The following is an 18,936-nucleotide window of genomic DNA, read 5'->3' on the forward strand; positions in this document are numbered from 1 at the left end:
CGCCCCAGGCCCGTCCGTGACAGTTGATCGACGCTGAGCCCTATCGGGTCCCGCTCCGTACGCTGACGCGCGTCGCGGCGGGTGAGGCGGACGAAGCGGACATGGCGCTGCTGGAGTCGGCACAGCGCAGCCGGCTGCTGCTGGCGCTCACGGCTGTCCTCGAACTGTCCGGCCAGTCCGACCCTTCCGGTCACACCACCCCGTCCGGCCACTCGGGGCACGTGAGCCACCCGGGCCATGCCGCGTATCCCCGTCACTCCGGTCACCCGGCTCATGCCGGCCCTTCGGCCCACTCAAGCCCCCCGGGCCACCCGGGCGGCCACGCGATCGGCCACCCGGGCCCTGCGGACGACGGCTCCTGGCACCACGGAGCACCCCCTACCCGCCCGGCCGTGGCCTGGGCACTGCTCGCCTCCGTACAGCGTGACGACCCCGCGGCCGTGGAGGCGGTACTGCGTGATCCCGCCGTCGGGGCGTGGGCCTTCCAGCAGGTGCGGCAGCTCGCCCGGATGGCGGCGACGGCCCCGTCGGACCCGCCGCCGTGGGCGGCGGCGACCCTCATGGGCTCCCTGGCGGCCGCCGCGGCCATCCGGGCGGGTGTGCGCTGCTCCTTACGGGTCCCGGCGCGCGGCGGCCGGCTCTGGTTACCCAGCCTCGGTCTGACGGGCACCGTGGGCCGGGGCGAGTGGGCGGTGGTGGGGGTCGAGTGCGGGCAGGGCGGGACCGTGGTCTTCGGGGACGGCGGCTCCGTGCGGATGCCCGAGGACCTGTCGTCACCCGCCGAGGGCTGGTCGCCGCTGCCCGTGGTCGGGCCCGCGGGCTCCGGGGCCGTACTCGACCATCTGTCCCCGTACCGCGACTTCCGCTCCCTGCGCGACCCCGAGGAACTCCCGGGCGGGGAAGCGGCCCGCTGGGGGGCACTCCTGACCGAGGCCGGCGCACTGCTGCGCCGCTGGGACCCCCTGGCGCACCGGACGGTGGCCGGGACGGTCCGCGCCCTGGTCCCGGTCGAGGGAACCGGCGGGCCGCGCGTCATCAGCGCGTCCGTCCCGGACGCCTACGGCTCGATCACCCTGTCCCTGCCTCCCGACGCCCCCGCCCTGGCGGCCACCCTCATCCATGAGGCATACCACCAGCTGCTGACGGCCGTCGGCGATCTGACCCCGCTGTTCGTGTCCCCGCGCAACGGCCCCGAGCCCACCTACTTCGCCCCCTGGCGCGACGACCCGCGCCCGGTGCGCGGTCTGCTCTTCGGGGCGCACGCCTTCGCCGGGGTCGCCGCCTTCTGGCACCGGCGCCGGGCCGTCGACGGGGAGCGGGCGGACTTCGAGTTCGCGCTGCTGCGGTGGCAGTTGCGGACCGCCCTGGCCGCCCTGCGCGCGGCGACGGGTCTGACCGCGGCCGGGGGGCATGTCGTCGAGACCCTGACCCGGTCCGTACGGCAGTGGTGGGCCGAACCCGTCCACGGGCCCCCGGGGGAACTGGCCGCGCTCTGCTCCCGGGACGTACGCGCCACTTGGCGGGCCGCGCATCTGGTGGTGGACGAGCACGGCGCGGACACCCTCGCGCAGCGCCTGCTGAGCGGGCTCCCTCCGCCCCCGCTGCTGCCGCCGGTCCGCGTGGCCGCACCCCGGCCGACACCCCGGGGCGGTGCCCGGACCTGGCTCGCCCGGCTGTGGTTCAGCGACCGGGAGGCGTTCGACCGGGTGAGGGCGGAGCTGGACTCCGGGGCCGTCAGCCCCCGCGGGATAGCGGGTGCCACCGTCGCCGACGCCGCACTGATCGCCGGGGACACCAAGGAGGCCCTGCACCGCTACCGTGCGGCCGCCCGGGAGGAGCCCCTGCCGGCCGCCTGGATAGGTGTCGGCCTGGCGGGTGAACCCCGGGGCGGCGTACTGCTGGAGCGCCCGGAACTGGTCCTGGCGCTCCACCGGGCGCTGTCCCGGCTCGGATCCGAGCCGCCCGGCCCGCAGGAGCTGGCCGACTGGCTCGGATCCGGAACGACACCCCACCGGACACCCGGGGGCGACGGGGGCCGGACCCCGGACACGGGAGGGGTCCGGGGTCCGGGAACGGTTCCGGAGACGGGAACGGCTGCGGACATCACAGGGACGCGGGACGGTCCGGGGACGCCCGCCACGGACCGGAGGCCGGACGGCGCCCGGACTCCGGACACCGGCCCGCCACCCGACCCGGACCCGGCCTCCGGCGCGGACCGGTCGGACGGCGGGAGCCGTGCGGCGGACCGGGCCCGGCCACCGGGCGCGGGCCCCGCGCCGGATGCCCGGCCGGGGCCGGATGCCCGGGGGATCTCAGATGCTCAGCAGGTCGATGTCGCAGTTGGCCCGCTTGAAGTTCTCCGCGTCCAGGGTGGCCTGGTGCTCGGGCCCGTGGACCCTGCGGAGTGAGGCCAGCGCCTCGGCGTGCATCTCCTGAGCCCTCGCCGTCTCGCCCAGACTCTTCAGGTCGTACGAGAGATTGAGCTTGATGGCCAGGGTCGCGGGATGCGCCTCGCCGCGTTCGGCCGTGCTGATCTCCAGCAGCCGGGTGTCCATGTCGAAGGCTTCCTGGAACTGGCCGACCGCGTAGTAGTCACTGGCCAGATTGGTCCGGGCCAGCAGCGTACGGGGATGGTTGGAGCTCAGGACGCCGCTCAGGCCGTCCACCGCGGCGTGGTCCAGATCGTGGGCCTCGCTGATGCTGCCGAGCAGCCGGAGGGTCACCGCCAGATTGGTGGCGGTGGCATGGACGTGCGGATGGTCCGGGCCCAGCAGCTCACGGCACTGTTCCATGGTCCGGCGGCCCAGTTGGGCCGCCGCCGTGAGATCGCCGGTCTGGCGGAGATCCGTGGCGTGGTTGAGCGCGGCTCGCGCCGTCTCCAGCGAGTCCTCGCCCGAGGTACCGCGGAGCAGCTCCAGCGCTTTCGACGAGAGCTTCAGGGCGCCGTGGTGATCTCCCAGCTTGCGCCGGGTCACCGACAGCTCGCGGGTGATGCGGACGGACATGTCGTGCTCTTCGCCGAGCCTTTCCAGGCTCAGCCCCCTGAGCATCGTCAGATGGTCCGCGGCGGCGTGGTAACGCCCCAGCTCCTGAAGGTCGATGGCGACCTGGTAGAGGCTGCTGAGGGTCTGGAGGTGGTCCTCGCCCAGCACCTCGACCCGGCGTTCGTACGTCTCCTCGTCGAGCCGCAGCGCCTTTTCGAAGTCGGCCGCCAGCCGCAGGCTGACCGCGTAGTTGTGCGCCGCCTGGAGGGTGCCCGGGTCGTCGGGGCCGAATGCCTGGAGGGTCGTCTCGTACGCGCGCTGGTCCAGCTCGCGGGCCCGGTAGAAGTCGCCCCGCAGCCGCAGCAGGATCGCCATCACGCTCAGGGCGCGCTGGGTGACCTCGTTGCGTTCACCGAGGACCCGGCGGCACCGCTCCACCAGCTCCGACTGGAGCTCGTACGCCTCGTCGTAGCGGTTCTGCCAGCGCAGCGCGAGGGCGCGGACCTGGTCCATCGCGATGACCTGCTCGTGGTCGTCGCCGAGCGTCCGCCGCCACAGCCCGACCGCTTCCTCCGCGACGTTCAGCGCCTCCGCGAAATCGCTGCGGGCGTGCAGGAAGTGGGCCTCGTTCAGAATGAGCTGACGGGCCCACGGGTCCTCGCACTCCACCATGCGGGTGGCCCGCACATGCGGGAGCAGGGCCGAGTAGCGGGGCCAGTCCTCCAGGCGCTGCGGGTTCCTCGGGTCGGCGTTGGCGAGGATCTCGTGCGCGTAGTGCCGCATGGCGGCACGCTCCTGAGTGTTCATCTGTTCGATGAGCACCCGCTGCACCAGCCTGTGGACCTGAATGGTGGAATTCCGGTGGTCGATCCGGGCGAGCGCATAGCGGCCGATCTCCCGAACGGCCTGCGAAAGCTTGATGGGATCGTCCAGAGCGGCCCGCAATTCCGCGGGCGCGCCGACTCCCCGTACCGCCTCGAAGAAATTACGCGAGATCGGCTCGGGCGCAAAGAACGCACAGATCTGGAGCAATTGGAGGGCCGCCGGATGGTCGTCACGCAGCCGGTCGAGCGACACATTCCAGGCCGCGGCGACCGGGAGGTCGTAGTCCGCGGGGGGAGCGACCTCCAGCAATTCCGAGCACTTGGTCTCGAAAAGATCCAGATACTGATGAGCGGGCATCCCCGTTTCCGCCAGCCAAACCGCGGCCTGCTCCACCGCGAGTGGCAGATCGCCGAGTGCGTCGGCCAGCCGATTGGCGGCCTCATCGGGAATCTGCGGACTGCGTCGCTTGATCAGAGCGACACTCTCCGTACGTGTGAACACATCGACCTCTAGTGAACTGGCCAGCGTGGACCATTGTGAGTTGCGGGAAGTGACCATCACGCGTCCTGGACCGTCGTGCGGGAAGAACTGCCGGACCTCGTGCGGGTTCTCCGCATTGTCGAAGACCAAGAGCCAGTTCGAGTAGGGATTGCCCACGCGAAGCGCTTCCAGGACGGCGGGCACGGCGCTTCGGTCGGCGCCTGCCCGCAATCCCATCTGTTCCCCGAGTTCGATGAGGGATTGCACGATCAGATTGGTCTGTTCGGACGGAATCCACCAGATCAGCTCGTAATCCTTGCCGTGCCGGTACACGTATTCGATTGCGATCTGGGATTTTCCGACACCGCCCATGCCGTGCAGAGCCTCGGGCAGGACGGCAGTGGTTATACCGGTGGCCAGGCGCTGACGCAACTTCGTCAAAAGCTCTTCACGGCCGGTGAAGTTCCTGTTCCGCAAGGGGAGATTCGCACCGATCCGCCGCGGGGTGGATGACGACCCCCTCTGCTGGGTCACGGAAACGGACTGCGACGCGGTGGACACGGAACCTCCTGGGGGAGACACGGGATCGAAGCGCAGGTGTGTCACCTCGGCATCAACCGTAGTTGATCGGTGACCCTGTGTCATACGTCCTGGTGGGTCGGGTGGGAGTGGCGTACTGCGCTCGGGGTGGAGGAGTTGCTGCAAACGGTTCGCGCGCGCCTGGTACGGCCCCGAGAGCGCGCCCAGTGCCGTCCGCAGCGGCCGGAGGAAGGGGCGGGTGCGGTCGTCGAGCGGCGGGTCGGCCGCGTCGGCCTGCCAGGCAACCAAAGCATCGCCGCCCGCCACCGACGACGCCAGCCGGGGGCCCAGATGCGCGGCCACCTGGCGCAGCACACCCATCGTCTCGGCGCGCGTGCCCAGTCCGAGCAACTCCTCCCGGATGCCCTCGGCGAAGTCGAACGACACCCGCTGGGCGTCCTCCACGTCATCGCCGGGGTGGGTGCGCCGCAGCAGACCGAACAGCATGATCTCGGCGAGATTCCAGGACTCCGCGCCGGGCAGTGTGCGCTGGACCAGACGCATGACGGGCAGATTCAGCGGAGCCGCCGCCAGTCTGCGGGCCAGCGCGAACGCCATGGGGGACGCCTCGGCCATGAAACGGCGTACCGTCTCCCGGGCGCGTCCCGGCAGGGGCCCCGGGAGTGCCTCCGGCGCCGGGGAGCGGGCCCCGAGATCGCCGCCCGCGCCGGTGAGCAGCGCCGCCACCCGGTGCCGTCCCCCGGGGGAGGCCACCAGACGGGCCCAGCGGTCGAGCGAACCCGGACTCAGCTCCACGACCGGGACCGCCACCGCGCCCTTCGGGGCGGCCGGGGGCGCTTCCCCGAATCCCGCCGAGGAGAAGGAGACGTGCTCGATCCCGATCAGCCGGTTGGGCGCGGCGGTCCGGGGGACGACGAGCCCGGCCCGTACGGCCGTGGGGAGGGTGAACTCCCACAGTTCCTGCGGCAGCACGCTCAGCACGGCCACCGGCGACGACCGGGCCAGGGCGTGCAGCCGGGAGGCCGCGGTGCCGTCGCGCCAGGCCGGCGCGACCCCGTCGGTGACCACCAGCACCAGGGTGTCGGGGCCTCCGCCGGAGTCCGCCGGACGCCGGGAGCCGTGCCGCCCCGCTCCCCGGGCCGAGAGGTCCAGCGGGGCCGACCGCAGGGCGCGGAACGCCGCCGTCTGCTCCAGCAGCTCCCGCAGCTGACGGACCGTGTCCTGCCAGATCGACAGGGACGGATGGGTGTCCACCAGCAGGGTCAGGTCCAGCCGCCGGTCCTCGGCGGTACGGCAGACCGGCAGCCACAGCCCGTCGGCGGCGGCGCGCTCCGCGGTGCCGTCCTCGTCGAGTTCGAGCAGATCGGGCCGGGGGCGGTACAGCCGCAGCGGGCGCAGCGACCGGGCCAGCGCCAGCCGGTGGGGCAGGGCCGGGGCGGCGGGCCAGACACCGGTCCCCTCGCCCTTCTGCCGCGGGAACACCGGCCAGGCCCCGCCCGCCGGCGCGGCGAAGGGCTCGGCGCCCGGGTCGAACGGTGACGCGGCCCGGGCGGGCCCGGGCAGGTCCGCCGGTGCGCCGCCCGGGTCAGGGCCGCGGTCGTCGTCGTGTTCCGGCGAGCGGTCCGGCGGGACGTGCCCGTTGGGGGAGGCGTCCCGGCCTCCGGCGCTCCCGGTGGCCCGGGTCGTGCCGTCACCGCCGAGGTCGCGGTCACCGCCGTTGCTGCCGTCGCCGTCGGGAGCGGAGCCGTCGGGGGCCCCGGGGGTGTCCGGGTCGCCGGGGTGGTCGGGGCCGTCGTCGCGGGGAGCCCGGTCGGCCGTGTTCCGTGCGGGCCGGGAGCCGGGGGAGCCCGTGCCGGACCGCCCCGGCAGCCAGTCGCGGTACGGGAAGGGCGCCGCCGCGTCCTGGCAGGCCGCCAGATACAGCGCGTCCAGCAGTTCCCACTGGGACACCTGCGGCGACGGGCCTTGTGCCCGCCCGGTCATCCTGTCCTCGTTCCGGGCCCGCTCCCGTTCAGGTGGTGCCACAACTTCTCGGCCAGTTCGGCCAGTGCGGGGCCTCGCTGCCCGGTCGTCAGATAGAGGGCGTTCAGCAGCTGGTCGACGGAGAGCCCGCCGCGCTCGCGGCTGCGTTCCAGGAAGCGTGAGATGAGTTCGTCACGCCACTGGTCGGAGGTGTCGTGCCCGAGGTGCGCCGCCACGACCGCGGCGAGTTCGTCGGCGCCGGGCTCCGGTATCTCCAGCAGCAGACAGCGGCGCAGAAACGCCGGCGGAAACTCGCGCTCGCTGTTGGACGTCATCACGATGAGCGGGAAGGCGTGGCAGGTGACCGATCCCCCCGTGATCTCCGCCTCGCCGCCGGGGTCGTCGGTCAGCACCGTCGCGGTGGGGTGCCTGCGCCGGGCGCGCCGCAGCTCCGGTATCTGGAAGGAACCCTCTTCGAACACGCCGAGGAGATCGTTCGCCAGATCGAGGTCGCTCTTGTCGAGCTCGTCGATCAGGAGCACCCGCGGCTCCCCGTACGGCAGCAGCGCCGTACCGAGCGGCCCGAGCTGGATGTACGCGCCGATGTCGGGCTCGGCCTGCTCCCCGGCGGCGTCGCCCGCCGCCGCCCGGGTGGCCGCCGCGTCCTGGACCCGGCCGATCGCGTCGTACTCGTACAGTCCGCGCTGGAGCGTCGACCGGCTCGTGATGTGCCAGCGCAGCACCCGGCCGAGACGTAACTCCCGGGCGACGCGGTGCGCCAGGGAGGACTTGCCGGTGCCCGGACGGCCGCTGACCAGGAGCGGACGGCGCAGCAGCAGTGCCGCGTTGACCATGTCCGCCTCGGTCTGGGCGACACCGGTGAGCCCGGGGGCCGGGGGAGCGGCGCCGAGACGGCGCTCGATCTCCGCGTCGTCACCCGGCGGGGCCTGGAGCAGCGGTCCGCCGTCGAACCGGCGCCAGGGCGGAGGCTCCGGAAGCAGCTCGCCCAGCGTGGTGTCGCGCAGCGGCTCGCCCGTACCCCGGTAGATCCACCAGCGGTTGGCGGCGGAGCCCGGTCCGCCGTCCATGACGGGGATGTCGTCGGGAAGCGTCAAGGGCCCTCCTCCCCATCAGTGGGCAGAGCCGACGGGGTGCCCGCAAGCGCTGCCGGCATCCGGTTCGGGTCGTCCCACAGCAGAGCGACATAACGGCCGATCATCACGTCGCCTTCAGGATCGCGTCCGTTGCACGCAATGCGCAACGCCTTGACGACGGCCGGTAATTCCCGTGGATCGTGACGGTCCAGCAGGGAGCGCAGCGCGTCCCGGAACAACGGGTCGCTTCCCTCCCTGCGGTCCCACAGGGCCACCGGAACACCGTCGCGCAGTGCCTCGCTCAGCTCGTCCGGATCGGCCTTTGCCGCCCGCCCCTCACGCGGGCCGCCGGGCGGTCCGCTCAGCACCACGACCGCGGGCTGCGGACCCGGGTGCACCCGGGTCCTGCCGTCCTCGGGAAACCAGTGGACCCGACCGGCGCGGCCGTCGGCGAACGAGTCCCAACGTTCTCCCCAACGTCCGTGCATGTCACGGCGGTTGAGTCGGTCGAGACTGCGTACGACGACCTGATGGTCCTCCCCGAGCACGGCGCCCACCCCTTGGAACGAAGCTTTGCGCCATCGTTCCACACCGAGGTTGAGGAGATCTTGAGGAAGGAAAAACTCCAACGCAAGATCCGATTTGAGGAAGTACGCCCACTCGCTCTCCGCCTGCCGCACCAGGGCCCGCACCTCCCTCTCGGCGTCGCTCAGACCGATCCGGCGGTCCTCGCCCCGGAGCTGCTCCCCCGGGTGGACCCGCCACCAGTGGGAGAGGAGCATATCCCTGCCCCCCGAGGCGTCGAGCAGTCGATGGAGCCGGATGATGAGGTAGTCCGCAGGGCTCCAGACATCGGTCCGTTCCCGGGCCGGGGACTTCTCCGCGGGCGGCTCGGACGGCTCGGGCGGCTCGGACGGTCCTTGGTCGGCGCGGTACGGCTCATGGTCCCGCGCCCACTCGATGATCCGGATCTGCTGCTCGCCTTCGGCTCCCAGGGCCAGCAGCCGCTGCAGCACCTGGAAGCAGGGCAGCGGTTCGCCGGGCCGGGCGTTCAGGGTCGCCGCATGCAGGAACACCGCCCAGGGCTCCACGCAGGGGAACGGCGCGGCGAGCAGACCCAGCCCGTGCAGAAAGAGGGAGTAGCGCCGCTGGAGGTCGGGGATCCGCACCCCGTCCAGGAGCCCGAAGACCTCGTCCCACTCCTCGTCGTCGAAGAGATCGACCTCCCAGGCGGCGGTGGCCGCCTTCAGCCTGCGGATCGCGGACGAGTTGCCCTCCCGCATCTCCAGTGCCTCGACCAGCTGCGCCAGCCCGGCGGGCCGTACGCACAGCTCCTCCATCAGCTCCACGATCACCCCGCGCCGTGACCCGCCCCCCGTGTCCAGCGCCCCGCGCGCCTGGTCGCCCAGCCGTTCCACCACCTGTCGCAGCGTCCTCGTGTCCTGGAGGCAGTCGACGTCCGCCACGGCGTCGATCAGGAACCTCGGCAGTACGCGGTGGGCGATCGTCATGCACCGTCCTCCGATCCGGGGCCGCCGGCGCAGCAGATGCCGTCGAGGAGGGCCACCGCCCGGAGCGCGGAGGACGAGCCGCCGCCCAGGGTGAGCACGGCCGACCGCAGTGCCGGGCAGCCGTCCGGCTGGTCCGTGCAGCCCTCGACGACGGCCTGGAGCTGCTGGCGCGGCCAGGCGTGGTCACGGATGTTGCGGCGGACGGCGGGCGGGAGCGCGTCGCGCAGGGTGCGCCCGGAGTCGTACCCGATCTGCGGGATGTCCAGCAGCGCGTCGGCGAGTTCGTACTGCCGCTCCAGCGGCGGGGGAGTGCAGGGGCGCCGGGCGGGCGCCCGGACGGCTCCCGCGAGCGGCTGCCACAGTCGTACGGCCGCCTCGACCGGGAGCATCCAGGCGACCTTGGCCGTCCGGTCGGTGTACGCGCTGGTCACCAGCCCGATGACCCGCCGACGGGCCGGGTCCCACACGGCCGCGCCGCTGAAGCCGCGCTCCACGGCGGCGCCGGTGGTCTGCAGACCGTCGAGCTGCACCCAGTCGGGGCAGGGGCCGCCGCCCCCGGTGAGCCGCGCGGTGGCGATCAGTCCGGCGGGGGCGCCGCGCGGATATCCGATGACCGCGACCGGCTGTCCCTCCGGAGTGCCGCAGCGGGCGAGCGGCAACGGGCCGCAGCCGCGCGGGAATCCGGGGTGCCCGGCGTCGAGCGCCAGGACGGCGAAGTCGGCGCTGCCGTCCAGCGCCGCACCGGGATCGGTGCCGTTCAGCGGCGGCGCGGGGGACCAGGCACCGGGCACCGGGCGGGCGGGCGCCGACCAGCTGCGGCCGGGAAGGTCGACCAGGAGGGTGGGGGTGTGAGGGGTGTGAGGGGGGTGAGGGGTTTCCGGGGGGTGCGGTGCGTGTGAGGCGTACGAGGCGGGTGTCGGTCCCGACGGCCCCGGCGGCCCTGACGGTCCCGGTTGGTCCGGAGGGGATGCTTCCGCTGGCGGACCGTCAGGAGCAGTCGCCAGCCAGTGAATTGCGGCCCCCGGGTGGGCCGCGGTCACCACATGCGCGCATGTGAGGACGCAGGCCGTCCTTCCCCCGGCGGCCACCAGGACGCCGGCTCCCCATAATGTGCCGTCCGGGGACAGCACCCGCACCTGGCCTCGTTCCGGCCCCACGAAGATCGTCTCCCCCGAGAGTCACCGTGCCCACACTCGCTGTGTCCAGTGTACGAGCGGAAACGGGATTTCACGGGGCCGTCTGCTCCGGCGCACCCCCCGAGTGGCGCCGCCAGACCATGGAAACCTTGAGATGACCCTCCGCTTCGGTGTGGGCGATCACCGCGCCCGCCTTCGCGTTGAAGCGGACGCCGAACTCCACGGTGACCTCCTCCGGCGGCTCGGGCATCGCCACGAGCCGGTCGAGAGTGGTCCGGGCGACGGCGCGGACGCGATCGAGCCCGGCTTCCAGCGAGCCGGTGGCCTCGGCGATCGCGTCGCCGACCCGGGAGACGGAGACCACCCCGGGTTCGTCGTCGGCGATCTCGACCACGGCCTCGCCGCCGTCCTCGGTACGAAAGCGGATCAGCTCAACCATCGGGCTCCCCCTGGGCCTTGGGCGTCATTGCGTACGCAAGCCCCCGACGGTACTGGGCCCCGGGCAGAGAAGCCATCAGCTCCGAAACGAGAGCGGTGCTCTCGCCTCGGGGTGGGGGGCGCTCTTGAACGTGAGCACTGCTCGCTGAGGAGGAGGGGGACGGTGCTCGGGAAGGAGAGCGGCGCTCCTGCTGCGGCCCCTTGAACGGTGCTCTGATGCGAGAGCGGTGCTCAGGTGCGGGGTCGGCGCGGTGCTCTGGGCTGTGAGCGGTGCTCACGCTATCCCTGCTCTGAAGCGAGAGCGGCGCTCGCTTGTTGAGGCGCTGCTCCGGTTCGGGAGCGGTGCTCGGGTGGTCGGGGCGGGGGGCGCGGTGCTCTGGACCGGGAGCGGTGCTCACGCTACCTCTGCTCGGGAGCGAGAGCGCTGCTCCCGCCCGCTACCTCTGCTCCGGTCCAAGAGCAGTGCTCCCGCCCGCTACCCCCGCTCCAATCCGAGAGCAGTGCTCCCGCCCCCCGCACGCATCCCGCCGCCCCGCTCTCGCCCCGGCCTTCCCTCAGTCCTGGCCCAGCGACGACGGGTGTGTCGCGAGTGGGGTGATCGAGAAGGTCAGATAGGGGAACAGGGGCAGATTCCAGAGCACTCGGTGGAGTTCCTCGTTGTCCGGCACGTCGATGACGCTGAGGTTGGCGTACTGGCCGGCGCAGCGCCAGATGTGGACCCAGACTCCTTTCCGCTGGAGTTCCCGGCAGTACTCCTTCTCGCGGGCGATCAGGTCCGCGCGTACCCCGGGGTCGAGGTCGTGCGGGATCGCCACGTCCATGGTCACTGCGAACAGCATCGTCGTACCTCCACGTTGTGCCTGCGGTCGTGCTCGGGCCGGGCGTGCTCAGGCCCGGTCGAGGACGAAGTCGTACGTGACCTCGTTGCCGTTGCCGTCGCCGGACGACGCCGGGGACGGGGCGAGGATCAGCTCGGGCTTGACCGCCGAGGCGATGTCGTCCTGGACATGGCTGCCGCCGCGGAAGTACAGCTGGGTGGTGATCAGTTGGTGGCCGGGGGCCGAGACCTTCAGATGGAGGTGGGCCGGGCGCCAGGCGTGCCAGCCCGCGGCGGAGATCAGCCGGCCGCAGGAGCCGTCGGTGGGGATCTGGTAGGGCGCGGGCTCGACCGTGTGGATACGGAAGCCGCCCTGCTCGTCGGCGACGACGGTGCCGCGCAGATTCCACTCGGGCAGGCCGGGGGCGTACTGGGAGTAGAAGCCGTCGGCGTCGGCGTGCCACATCTCGATCTTGGCCCCGGCGAGCGGGGTGCCGTCCACCGAGGTGACCCGGCCCTGGAAGAGCAGCGGGGTGCCGCCCTCGTCCTCGCGCATCGGGAGCGTGGCCTCGGCGGGGAAGGAAGGCGCGTCCGGGACGTAGTACGGGCCCTCGATGGTGCCCTTGCTGCCCTGGCGGTCCTCGCTGTTGACCTCCTCGACGACGTTCTCGATCCACACGTCGAGGAAGAGCGGCCACTCGCCGTCCAGCCCGACCTGGATCATCCACGCCTTGAGGGCGTCGTACTCGGCGTAGGTGACCTTGTGCCTGCGGATGACCTCGTGCACGGCGGAGATGACCTCGGTGGCCAGGGTGTCGACGCGCCGGGTGTCCGCCGCGGTGCCGGCGGGCCGCTTCGTACGGAAGCGGTCGGTGGCGGCGGCTCCGGAGGCGGCGGCGGTCGCCTGCACGGCGGGATCGGTGTGCTCGGGGTGACCGGTGTGCTCGGGGTGGACGGTGGTGTCGGTCATGTCGCGTTCCGTTCTGTGCTGTTCGGGTGGTCGGTCCGGTGATCGGGTTCCCTGCACGGGCGGTGGGCGGTTCCCGAGCCCGGTCCCGTCACCGGTTGCGGCGGCGGATTCCTGTCCCGGGTCCCGGGTCCCGGGTCCCGGGTGCCGGGTGCCGGGTGCCGGGCGTCCGGCGGTGGAGGCGGTGTCCGGCTGTGGACGGCCGTGAGGGGGCGGGAGGCGGGGGCGGTCCCTCACCCGTCCTGCCGGTAGCGCGCCAGCTTCTCGGGGTCGATCTCGACGCCGAGCCCCGCGTCCTCCCGGATGCGCAGGGCGCCGTCCTCGATGGCGAGCGGCTCCGTGAGCAGGTCGTCGCTCATGTCGAGGAAGTTGGACAGCTCACCGGCCCGGCGCGCGGTGGAGCGGTGGGCCGCGCCGAAGGCGACCGAGCACAGGCTGCCGATCTGGCCATCGATCTGATTGCCCATCACCACCTCGACGCCCAGCCCCTCGCACTGGTGCAGCACCCGCTGCGAGGCGGTGAACCCGGTACGGGCCGTCTTGACGCTGATGGCGGTGGCGGAACCGCCGAGCAGTTCGCGGGTGACCTCGGCCGGCCGGGTGGCGCTCTCGTCCGCGATGAACGGGACCGGGCTCCGGCTCACCAGCCAGCGCCGCCCGAGGACGTCGTCGGCGGGGCAGAGCTCCTCGGCGAACGTCAGCCCCAGATCGGCCATCTCCCCGAGGGCGCGGGCCGCCTCGGACGCCGTCCAGCCCCGGTTGCCGTCGATGTACAGCTCGATCCCCGGGCCGAGGGCCTCACGCAGCGCGCGGCACGCCTCGACATCCTCGGTGTAGGGCTGTCGGCCGACCTTCACCTTGAAGGTGGTGATGCCGTACGTGTCCCGGATCCGCTCGGCCTCGGCGACCATCCGGTCCGCGGGCGCGAAGCCCACCATATGGCTCACCCGCATCCGGTCGCCGTATCCGCCGAGCAGGCCGGAGACGGGCATTCCGGCTGCCTGGCCGACGATGTCCCACAGGGCCATGTCGACGGCGGCCTTGGCGGCCGGATTGCCGACGGTCCGGTCGAGCCGTTCATGGGCGGCCTCCCGCTCCAGCGGGGACAGACCGGTGAGCTGCGGTGTGAAGAGCCGGTCGATCGCGGCGACGATCGACTCCTGCGTCTCGCCGTAGGTGAAGGGCCGGGCCGGGGCCTCCGCCGTGCCGGTCAGCCCGTCGTCCGTGTGCACGCGCACCAGGACGTGTTCGGCGGTGTGCACCTCGCCGCTGGCGAATCTGAGCGGCTTTCTGTAGGGAATGGAGAAAGGGATCGCTTCGATCCGGGCGATCTTCATGCCGCTCCTTCGCGTCTGTCGGGACCTTCGGGTCTGCCTGGTCTGCCGGGTCTGTCGGGTTCACGTCCCGCGGTTTCGTCGAGCCCATCCGGCCCATCCGGCCCATCCGGCCCGTCGGTCCCGTCGAGGAAAATGTCGTGCTTTTCGAGAATTCCCAGCAGATTCCTCAGAAGCGGCGAGGTGTCGTCCGCCCGCCAGGCCAGGCCGAGCCGGACCGGCAGCGCGTCCTCGACCGTTTTGCACAGGACGCCCTCGCGGGGCGCCGAGCGGATCGAGTCCGGCAGTACGGCGACCCCGAGCCCGGCGGCGACCAGGGCCAGCGCGGCGGAGGTCTCGGTGACCTCGTAGGCGCCGTGCGGATAGAACCCGGCGGCCAGGCAGCTCCGTACGACCGTGTCGTTGACCACGGAGCTGAGGGCCGCGCCGTACATGATGAAGTCCTCGTGCCGCAGCCGCTCGACGCGGACGGTGTCCGCGTCGGCGAGCGGGTGCGCCGCGGGCACGGCGACGACCAGCGGCTCGTCGGCCAGCGCCCGGTGGGCGATGCCCTCCTGCCGCACCGGCGGGCGCAGCACTCCGACGTCCAGGCTGCGTTCGGCCAGTCCCCGTTCCTGGGCGGGGGTGAGCATCTCGGTGTGCACCTCCAGCATCACTCCCGGCATCTCCTCCTTCACCAGCCGGGCCAGGACGGGCAGTTGCCGGTACGAGGCGGACCCCGTCAGCCCGATCCGCAGCACCCCCTCCACCCCCGACGCGAACCGCGACACCCGGGCCACCGCTTCCTCGACGGACGTGAGGATGCGCAGCACATCGGTGTGGAACACCTCTCCGGCACCCGTCAGGGCGACTTGCCGGGTGGTGCGGCTGAACAGCTCCACACCGAGTTCCGCCTCCAGCCGGCGGATCGCCTGGGAGAGCGGTGGCTGGGCCATGTGAAGCCGTTCCGCGGCTCTGCCGAAATGACGTGTTTCGGCGACGGCGGCGAAATACCGGAGGGTTCTGAGTTCCATCGGAAAACTCCTCGGGGGCCTTTCGGGAAAACTCCCTCGAATGAGCCTCTGCTGCGCCTCATCGTAGGAAGGGAATCCCATACCCGACAAATACGTGATGGCAGCGTATTAAGACGCGGGAGATATCAATACCCCCCTGGGTCAACCCTGGGGAAACACCTGGGGCCCGATCCCCACCCCGGTGTCATGGTGCTGAAACGTCAGTGTCATGAACGGCCGCCGATCCGGTGGCCGCTGCTACCCGGAGGGACGGGACCATGGCCGAAGCCCACAGCCGTGCGCGGACCATCGTCGAGGACGCCCTGGTGGAGGATCCCGAGAACGGCGTGTACCGCGTACGCCGGAACGTCTTCACCGACGAGGAGCTCTTCGAGCTGGAGATGCGGCACATCTTCGAGGGGAACTGGGTCTATCTGGCGCACGACAGCCAGATTCCCGAAGTGGGGGACTACTTCACCACGTACATCGGGCGGCAGCCCGTGGTCATCTCCCGTGACAAACAGGGGGAGTTGCACGCCCTGATCAACGCGTGCAGCCACCGGGGCGCGATGCTGTGCCGGCGCAAGACCGACAACCGGACGACGTTCACCTGTCCGTTCCACGGCTGGACGTTCAACAACACCGGCAAGCTGCTGAAGGTCAAGGACCCGCGGGGCGCCGGATATCCGGAGCAGTTCAACAAGGACGGCTCGCACGATCTGACCCGCGTCGCCCGGTTCGAGAGCTACCGGGGCTTCCTCTTCGGCAGTCTGAACGCGGACGTCAAGCCGCTGGACGAGCACCTCGGCGAGGCGGCGAAGATCATCGACATGATCGTGGACCAGTCCCCGGACGGGCTGGAGGTGCTGCGCGGCTCGTCCACGTACACCTACGACGGCAACTGGAAACTCCAGACCGAGAACGGCGCCGACGGCTACCACGTCTCGGCGACCCACTGGAACTACGCGGCCACCACCGCCCGCCGCACGTCGGGCGAGTCCGCCAACGACACCAGGAGCATGGACGCCGGCGGCTGGTCCAAGCAGAAGGGCGGCTTCTACTCCTTCGACCACGGCCATCTGCTGCTGTGGACGAAGTGGCTCGATCCCGCCAACCGGCCGCTGAACGAGAAGAGGGACGAACTGGTCGCGTCCTTCGGCGAGGACCGGGCCGACTGGATGATCGGTGTCTCCCGCAATCTCTGCCTCTATCCGAACGTCTATCTGATGGACCAGTTCAGCTCCCAGATCCGGCACTTCAGGCCCCTCTCCGTGGACAGGACGGAGGTCACGATCTACTGCATCGCCCCCAAGGGCGAGTCGCCCGAGGCCCGCACCACCCGGATCAGGCAGTACGAGGACTTCTTCAACGCCAGCGGGATGGCCACCCCGGACGATCTGGAGGAGTTCCGCTCCTGCCAGAAGACGTATCTCGCCGGGGCCGCCCCCTGGAACGACCTCAGCCGGGGCGCCACCCACCAGATCGACGGCCCCGACGAGGACGCCGAGCGCATCGGTCTCAAGCCGCTCGCGAGCGGGGTGCGCACCGAGGACGAGGGGCTGTACCCCATCCAGCACGGCTACTGGCTGCGGACCATGCGCGACGCCCTGAAGGGAGCCTGACCATGACGGCGACGGCCGAGGCGATCACCCTCGAAGAGGTCCGCCGGTTCCTCTACCGCGAGGCCCGGTATCTGGACGACCGCGAGTTCGAGAAGTGGATCGACTGCTACCGCCCCGACGCCGAGTTCTGGATGCCCGCCTGGGCGGACGACGACGAACTCACCCGCGACCCGGGGAGCGAGATCTCCCTGATCTACTACGGCAGCCGGGCGGGCCTGGAGGACCGGGTCTTCCGTATCCGCACCGACCGCTCCAGCGCCACGAGCCTTCCCGAGCCGCGCACCGGCCACAACATCACCCATGTGGAGATCACCGGCCGGCAGGAGGGCGGACTGGTCGACGTGCGCTTCAACTGGTTCACGCTCTACTACCGCTACCAGAGTGTCGACACCTACTTCGGCACCTCCTTCTACCGCATCGACTTCTCGGGTCCCGAGCCGCTGATCGCGCGCAAGAAGGTCGTCCTGAAGAACGACTACGTGCACCACGTGGTCGACGTCTACCACGTCTGATCCGAACATGTGAGATGAGCGATTCCATGTCATTCCAGGTCGCCCTGAGCTTCGAGGACGGCATCACCCGGTTCATCGAGTGCGGTCCGGACGAGACCGTCGCCGACGCCTCCTACAAGGCCCGTATCAACATTCCGCTGGACTGCCGCGACGGCGCCTGCGGCACCTGCAAGTCGCTGTGTGAGTCGGGGAGTTACGACGGCGGCGACTACATCGAGGACGCGCTCACCGACGACGAGGCGGCCCTCGGCCACTGCCTGCCCTGCCAGATGACCCCGCGCAGCGATCTGGTCCTGCGCATCCCCTCCACCTCGGCCGCCGCCAAGACGGCCGCGGCCGTCTTCACCGCCACCGTCGCCGACATCGAACGCCACTCCGACACCACGGTGGGCCTCACCCTCGACGTCCACGACCGGGACACCCTGGACTTCCTGCCGGGTCAGTACGTCAACATCACGGTTCCCGGTACGGAGCTGACCCGGTCGTACTCCTTCAGCTCGGGCCCAGGACGGCACCTCGCCTCCTTCCTCGTCCGGCTCACCGACGGCGGCGCGATGTCCGGGTATCTGCGCGACGAGGCGAAACCGGGTGACCCGCTGCGCTTCACCGGGCCGATGGGCAGCTTCTATCTGCGGGAATCCGGCCGCCCCGCCCTGTTCCTCGCGGGCGGCACCGGACTCGCGCCCCTGCTGTCGATGCTGGAGCGCCTCGCACAGGCCGATGCCCCGGCCGCGCGTCCGGTCCATCTGATCTACGGCGTCAGCCGCGACCGCGACCTCGTCCATCTGGACACGCTGGCCGCGTACACGAAGGCCGTCCCCGGGTTCACGTTCGACCACTGCGTCGCCGACGAGAACTCCACCGCCCCCAACAAGGGCTTCGTCACCACCCTCATCGACGCCGGGACGCTCCACCACGGGGACGCCGACGTATACCTGTGCGGGCCGCCGCCGATGGTCGAGGCGGTACGGGCGCACATCGCCGCCCTCGGGGTCACCCCGGCGGGCTTCCACTACGAGAAGTTCGCGGTGACCGCGGGCGCGGGAGCGGGTGCCGGATCGTGAGCGCGCACCCGGGCCGGTTCGCCGGCAAGCGGGCCGTCGTCACCGGCGCCGCCCAGGGCATCGGCCTCCAGGTCGCCCGCCGGCTCGCCGCCGAGTCCGCCGAACTCGTCCTCGTCGACCGCTCCGATCTGGTCCACGAGGCCGCCCGCGAACTGGCGGCCCACGCCGTCGTCGCCGATCTGGAGCGGTACGAGGGCGCCGCCGCCGCGATCGGCGAGGCGCACGGCCACCTCGGGCGGATCGACTGCCTCGTCAACAACGTGGGCGGCACGATCTGGGCGAAGCCGTACGAGCACTACACACCCGAGCAGATCGAGGCGGAGGTCCGGCGCTCGCTGTTCCCGACCCTGTGGACCTGCCGGGCCGTGCTGCCGCGTCTGATCGCCCAGCGCTCCGGCACCATCGTGAACGTCTCGTCGGTCGCCACCCGAGGCGTCAACCGCGTGCCGTACGCGGCGGCCAAGGGCGGGGTCAACGCGATCACCGCGTCCCTCGCCCTGGAGGCGGCCCCGTACGGCATCCGGGTCGTCGCCACCGCGCCCGGCGGCACCGAGGCACCGGCCCGCCGGGGGGGGGGGGGGGGGGGGGGGGGGGGCGCGCGGGCGGCCGCCGGGGGGGGGGGGGGGGGGGGCCCGGGAGGGCGCAGGCTGGACCAGAC

The 18,936-nt window shown here is 71.7% G+C and carries 14 protein-coding genes; 5 read left to right on the forward strand and 9 right to left on the reverse strand.

Features of this window, described 5'->3' with window-relative positions; all coding sequences use genetic code 11:
* Window positions 1-23: 23 nt before the first annotated feature.
* Complete coding sequence (locus tag ACFYT4_RS01795) at window positions 24-2,408, forward strand: aKG-HExxH-type peptide beta-hydroxylase (RefSeq protein WP_389264203.1); 2,385 nt, start codon at window positions 24-26, stop codon at window positions 2,406-2,408.
* Here the strand turns inward: ACFYT4_RS01795 and fxsT are convergent.
* The 9 genes from fxsT to ACFYT4_RS01840 all read right to left on the reverse strand — a co-directional run bounded on the left by fxsT (window position 2,313) and on the right by ACFYT4_RS01840 (window position 15,101).
* On the reverse strand, window positions 2,313-6,854 hold the full coding sequence (gene fxsT / locus ACFYT4_RS01800) for an FxSxx-COOH system tetratricopeptide repeat protein (protein ID WP_389264205.1): 4,542 nt from the start codon (window positions 6,852-6,854) through the stop codon (window positions 2,313-2,315). The two genes, ACFYT4_RS01795 and fxsT, sit on opposite strands and share 96 nt — an antisense overlap.
* Window positions 6,809-7,879 carry an AAA family ATPase gene (locus ACFYT4_RS01805; protein ID WP_389264268.1) on the reverse strand — a complete coding sequence of 357 codons (1,071 nt, stop codon included), beginning with the start codon at window positions 7,877-7,879 and terminating at the stop codon, window positions 6,809-6,811. The genes fxsT and ACFYT4_RS01805 overlap by 46 nt, the downstream gene beginning before the upstream one ends.
* Before the next feature lie 23 nt (window positions 7,880-7,902).
* Window positions 7,903-9,396: a hypothetical protein gene (locus tag ACFYT4_RS01810; protein WP_389264207.1), complete on the reverse strand. Its 1,494-nt coding sequence runs from the start codon at window positions 9,394-9,396 to the stop codon at window positions 7,903-7,905.
* Window positions 9,393-10,187, reverse strand: coding sequence for a trypsin-like peptidase domain-containing protein (locus ACFYT4_RS01815; RefSeq protein WP_389264209.1), 795 nt, complete (start codon window positions 10,185-10,187; stop codon window positions 9,393-9,395). The genes ACFYT4_RS01810 and ACFYT4_RS01815 overlap by 4 nt, the downstream gene beginning before the upstream one ends.
* Before the next feature lie 436 nt (window positions 10,188-10,623).
* Entirely contained in the window at window positions 10,624-10,971 is a 348-nt protein-coding gene (locus ACFYT4_RS01820) for a CU044_2847 family protein (protein WP_389264211.1), read from the reverse strand.
* 553 nt (window positions 10,972-11,524) lie between these two features.
* A complete protein-coding gene (locus ACFYT4_RS01825; protein WP_389264213.1) occupies window positions 11,525-11,809 on the reverse strand; it encodes a muconolactone Delta-isomerase in 285 nt (94 codons plus the stop codon).
* Window positions 11,810-11,857: 48 nt separating this feature from the next.
* Entirely contained in the window at window positions 11,858-12,757 is a 900-nt protein-coding gene (catA, locus tag ACFYT4_RS01830) for a catechol 1,2-dioxygenase (RefSeq protein WP_389264214.1), read from the reverse strand.
* A gap of 230 nt (window positions 12,758-12,987) precedes the next feature.
* Window positions 12,988-14,091 carry a mandelate racemase/muconate lactonizing enzyme family protein gene (locus ACFYT4_RS01835; RefSeq protein ID WP_389264216.1) on the reverse strand — a complete coding sequence of 368 codons (1,104 nt, stop codon included), beginning with the start codon at window positions 14,089-14,091 and terminating at the stop codon, window positions 12,988-12,990.
* Window positions 14,088-15,101 carry a LysR substrate-binding domain-containing protein gene (locus ACFYT4_RS01840; protein ID WP_389264217.1) on the reverse strand — a complete coding sequence of 338 codons (1,014 nt, stop codon included), beginning with the start codon at window positions 15,099-15,101 and terminating at the stop codon, window positions 14,088-14,090. Before ACFYT4_RS01840 ends, ACFYT4_RS01835 begins: the two co-directional genes overlap by 4 nt.
* 257 nt (window positions 15,102-15,358) lie before the next feature.
* Here ACFYT4_RS01840 and benA point away from each other — a divergent pair, with 257 nt between their 5' ends.
* From benA to ACFYT4_RS01860, 4 genes are all read left to right on the forward strand, one after another.
* On the forward strand, window positions 15,359-16,702 hold the full coding sequence (benA, locus tag ACFYT4_RS01845; RefSeq protein WP_389264219.1) for a benzoate 1,2-dioxygenase large subunit: 1,344 nt from the start codon (window positions 15,359-15,361) through the stop codon (window positions 16,700-16,702).
* 2 nt (window positions 16,703-16,704) lie between these two features.
* A complete protein-coding gene (benB, locus tag ACFYT4_RS01850) occupies window positions 16,705-17,214 on the forward strand; it encodes a benzoate 1,2-dioxygenase small subunit (RefSeq protein WP_389264221.1) in 510 nt (169 codons plus the stop codon).
* A 14-nt stretch (window positions 17,215-17,228) separates the two neighbouring features.
* Window positions 17,229-18,278 carry a benzoate 1,2-dioxygenase electron transfer component BenC gene (gene benC / locus ACFYT4_RS01855; RefSeq protein WP_389264223.1) on the forward strand — a complete coding sequence of 350 codons (1,050 nt, stop codon included), beginning with the start codon at window positions 17,229-17,231 and terminating at the stop codon, window positions 18,276-18,278.
* The coding region (locus ACFYT4_RS01860) for an SDR family NAD(P)-dependent oxidoreductase (protein ID WP_389264224.1) at window positions 18,275-18,936 on the forward strand (662 nt) is incomplete at its 3' end. The genes benC and ACFYT4_RS01860, both read left to right, overlap by 4 nt.

This window comes from Streptomyces sp. NPDC004609, from assembly GCF_042873655.1.
In the GTDB taxonomy this organism is placed as follows: Bacteria; Actinomycetota; Actinomycetes; order Streptomycetales; family Streptomycetaceae; genus Streptomyces.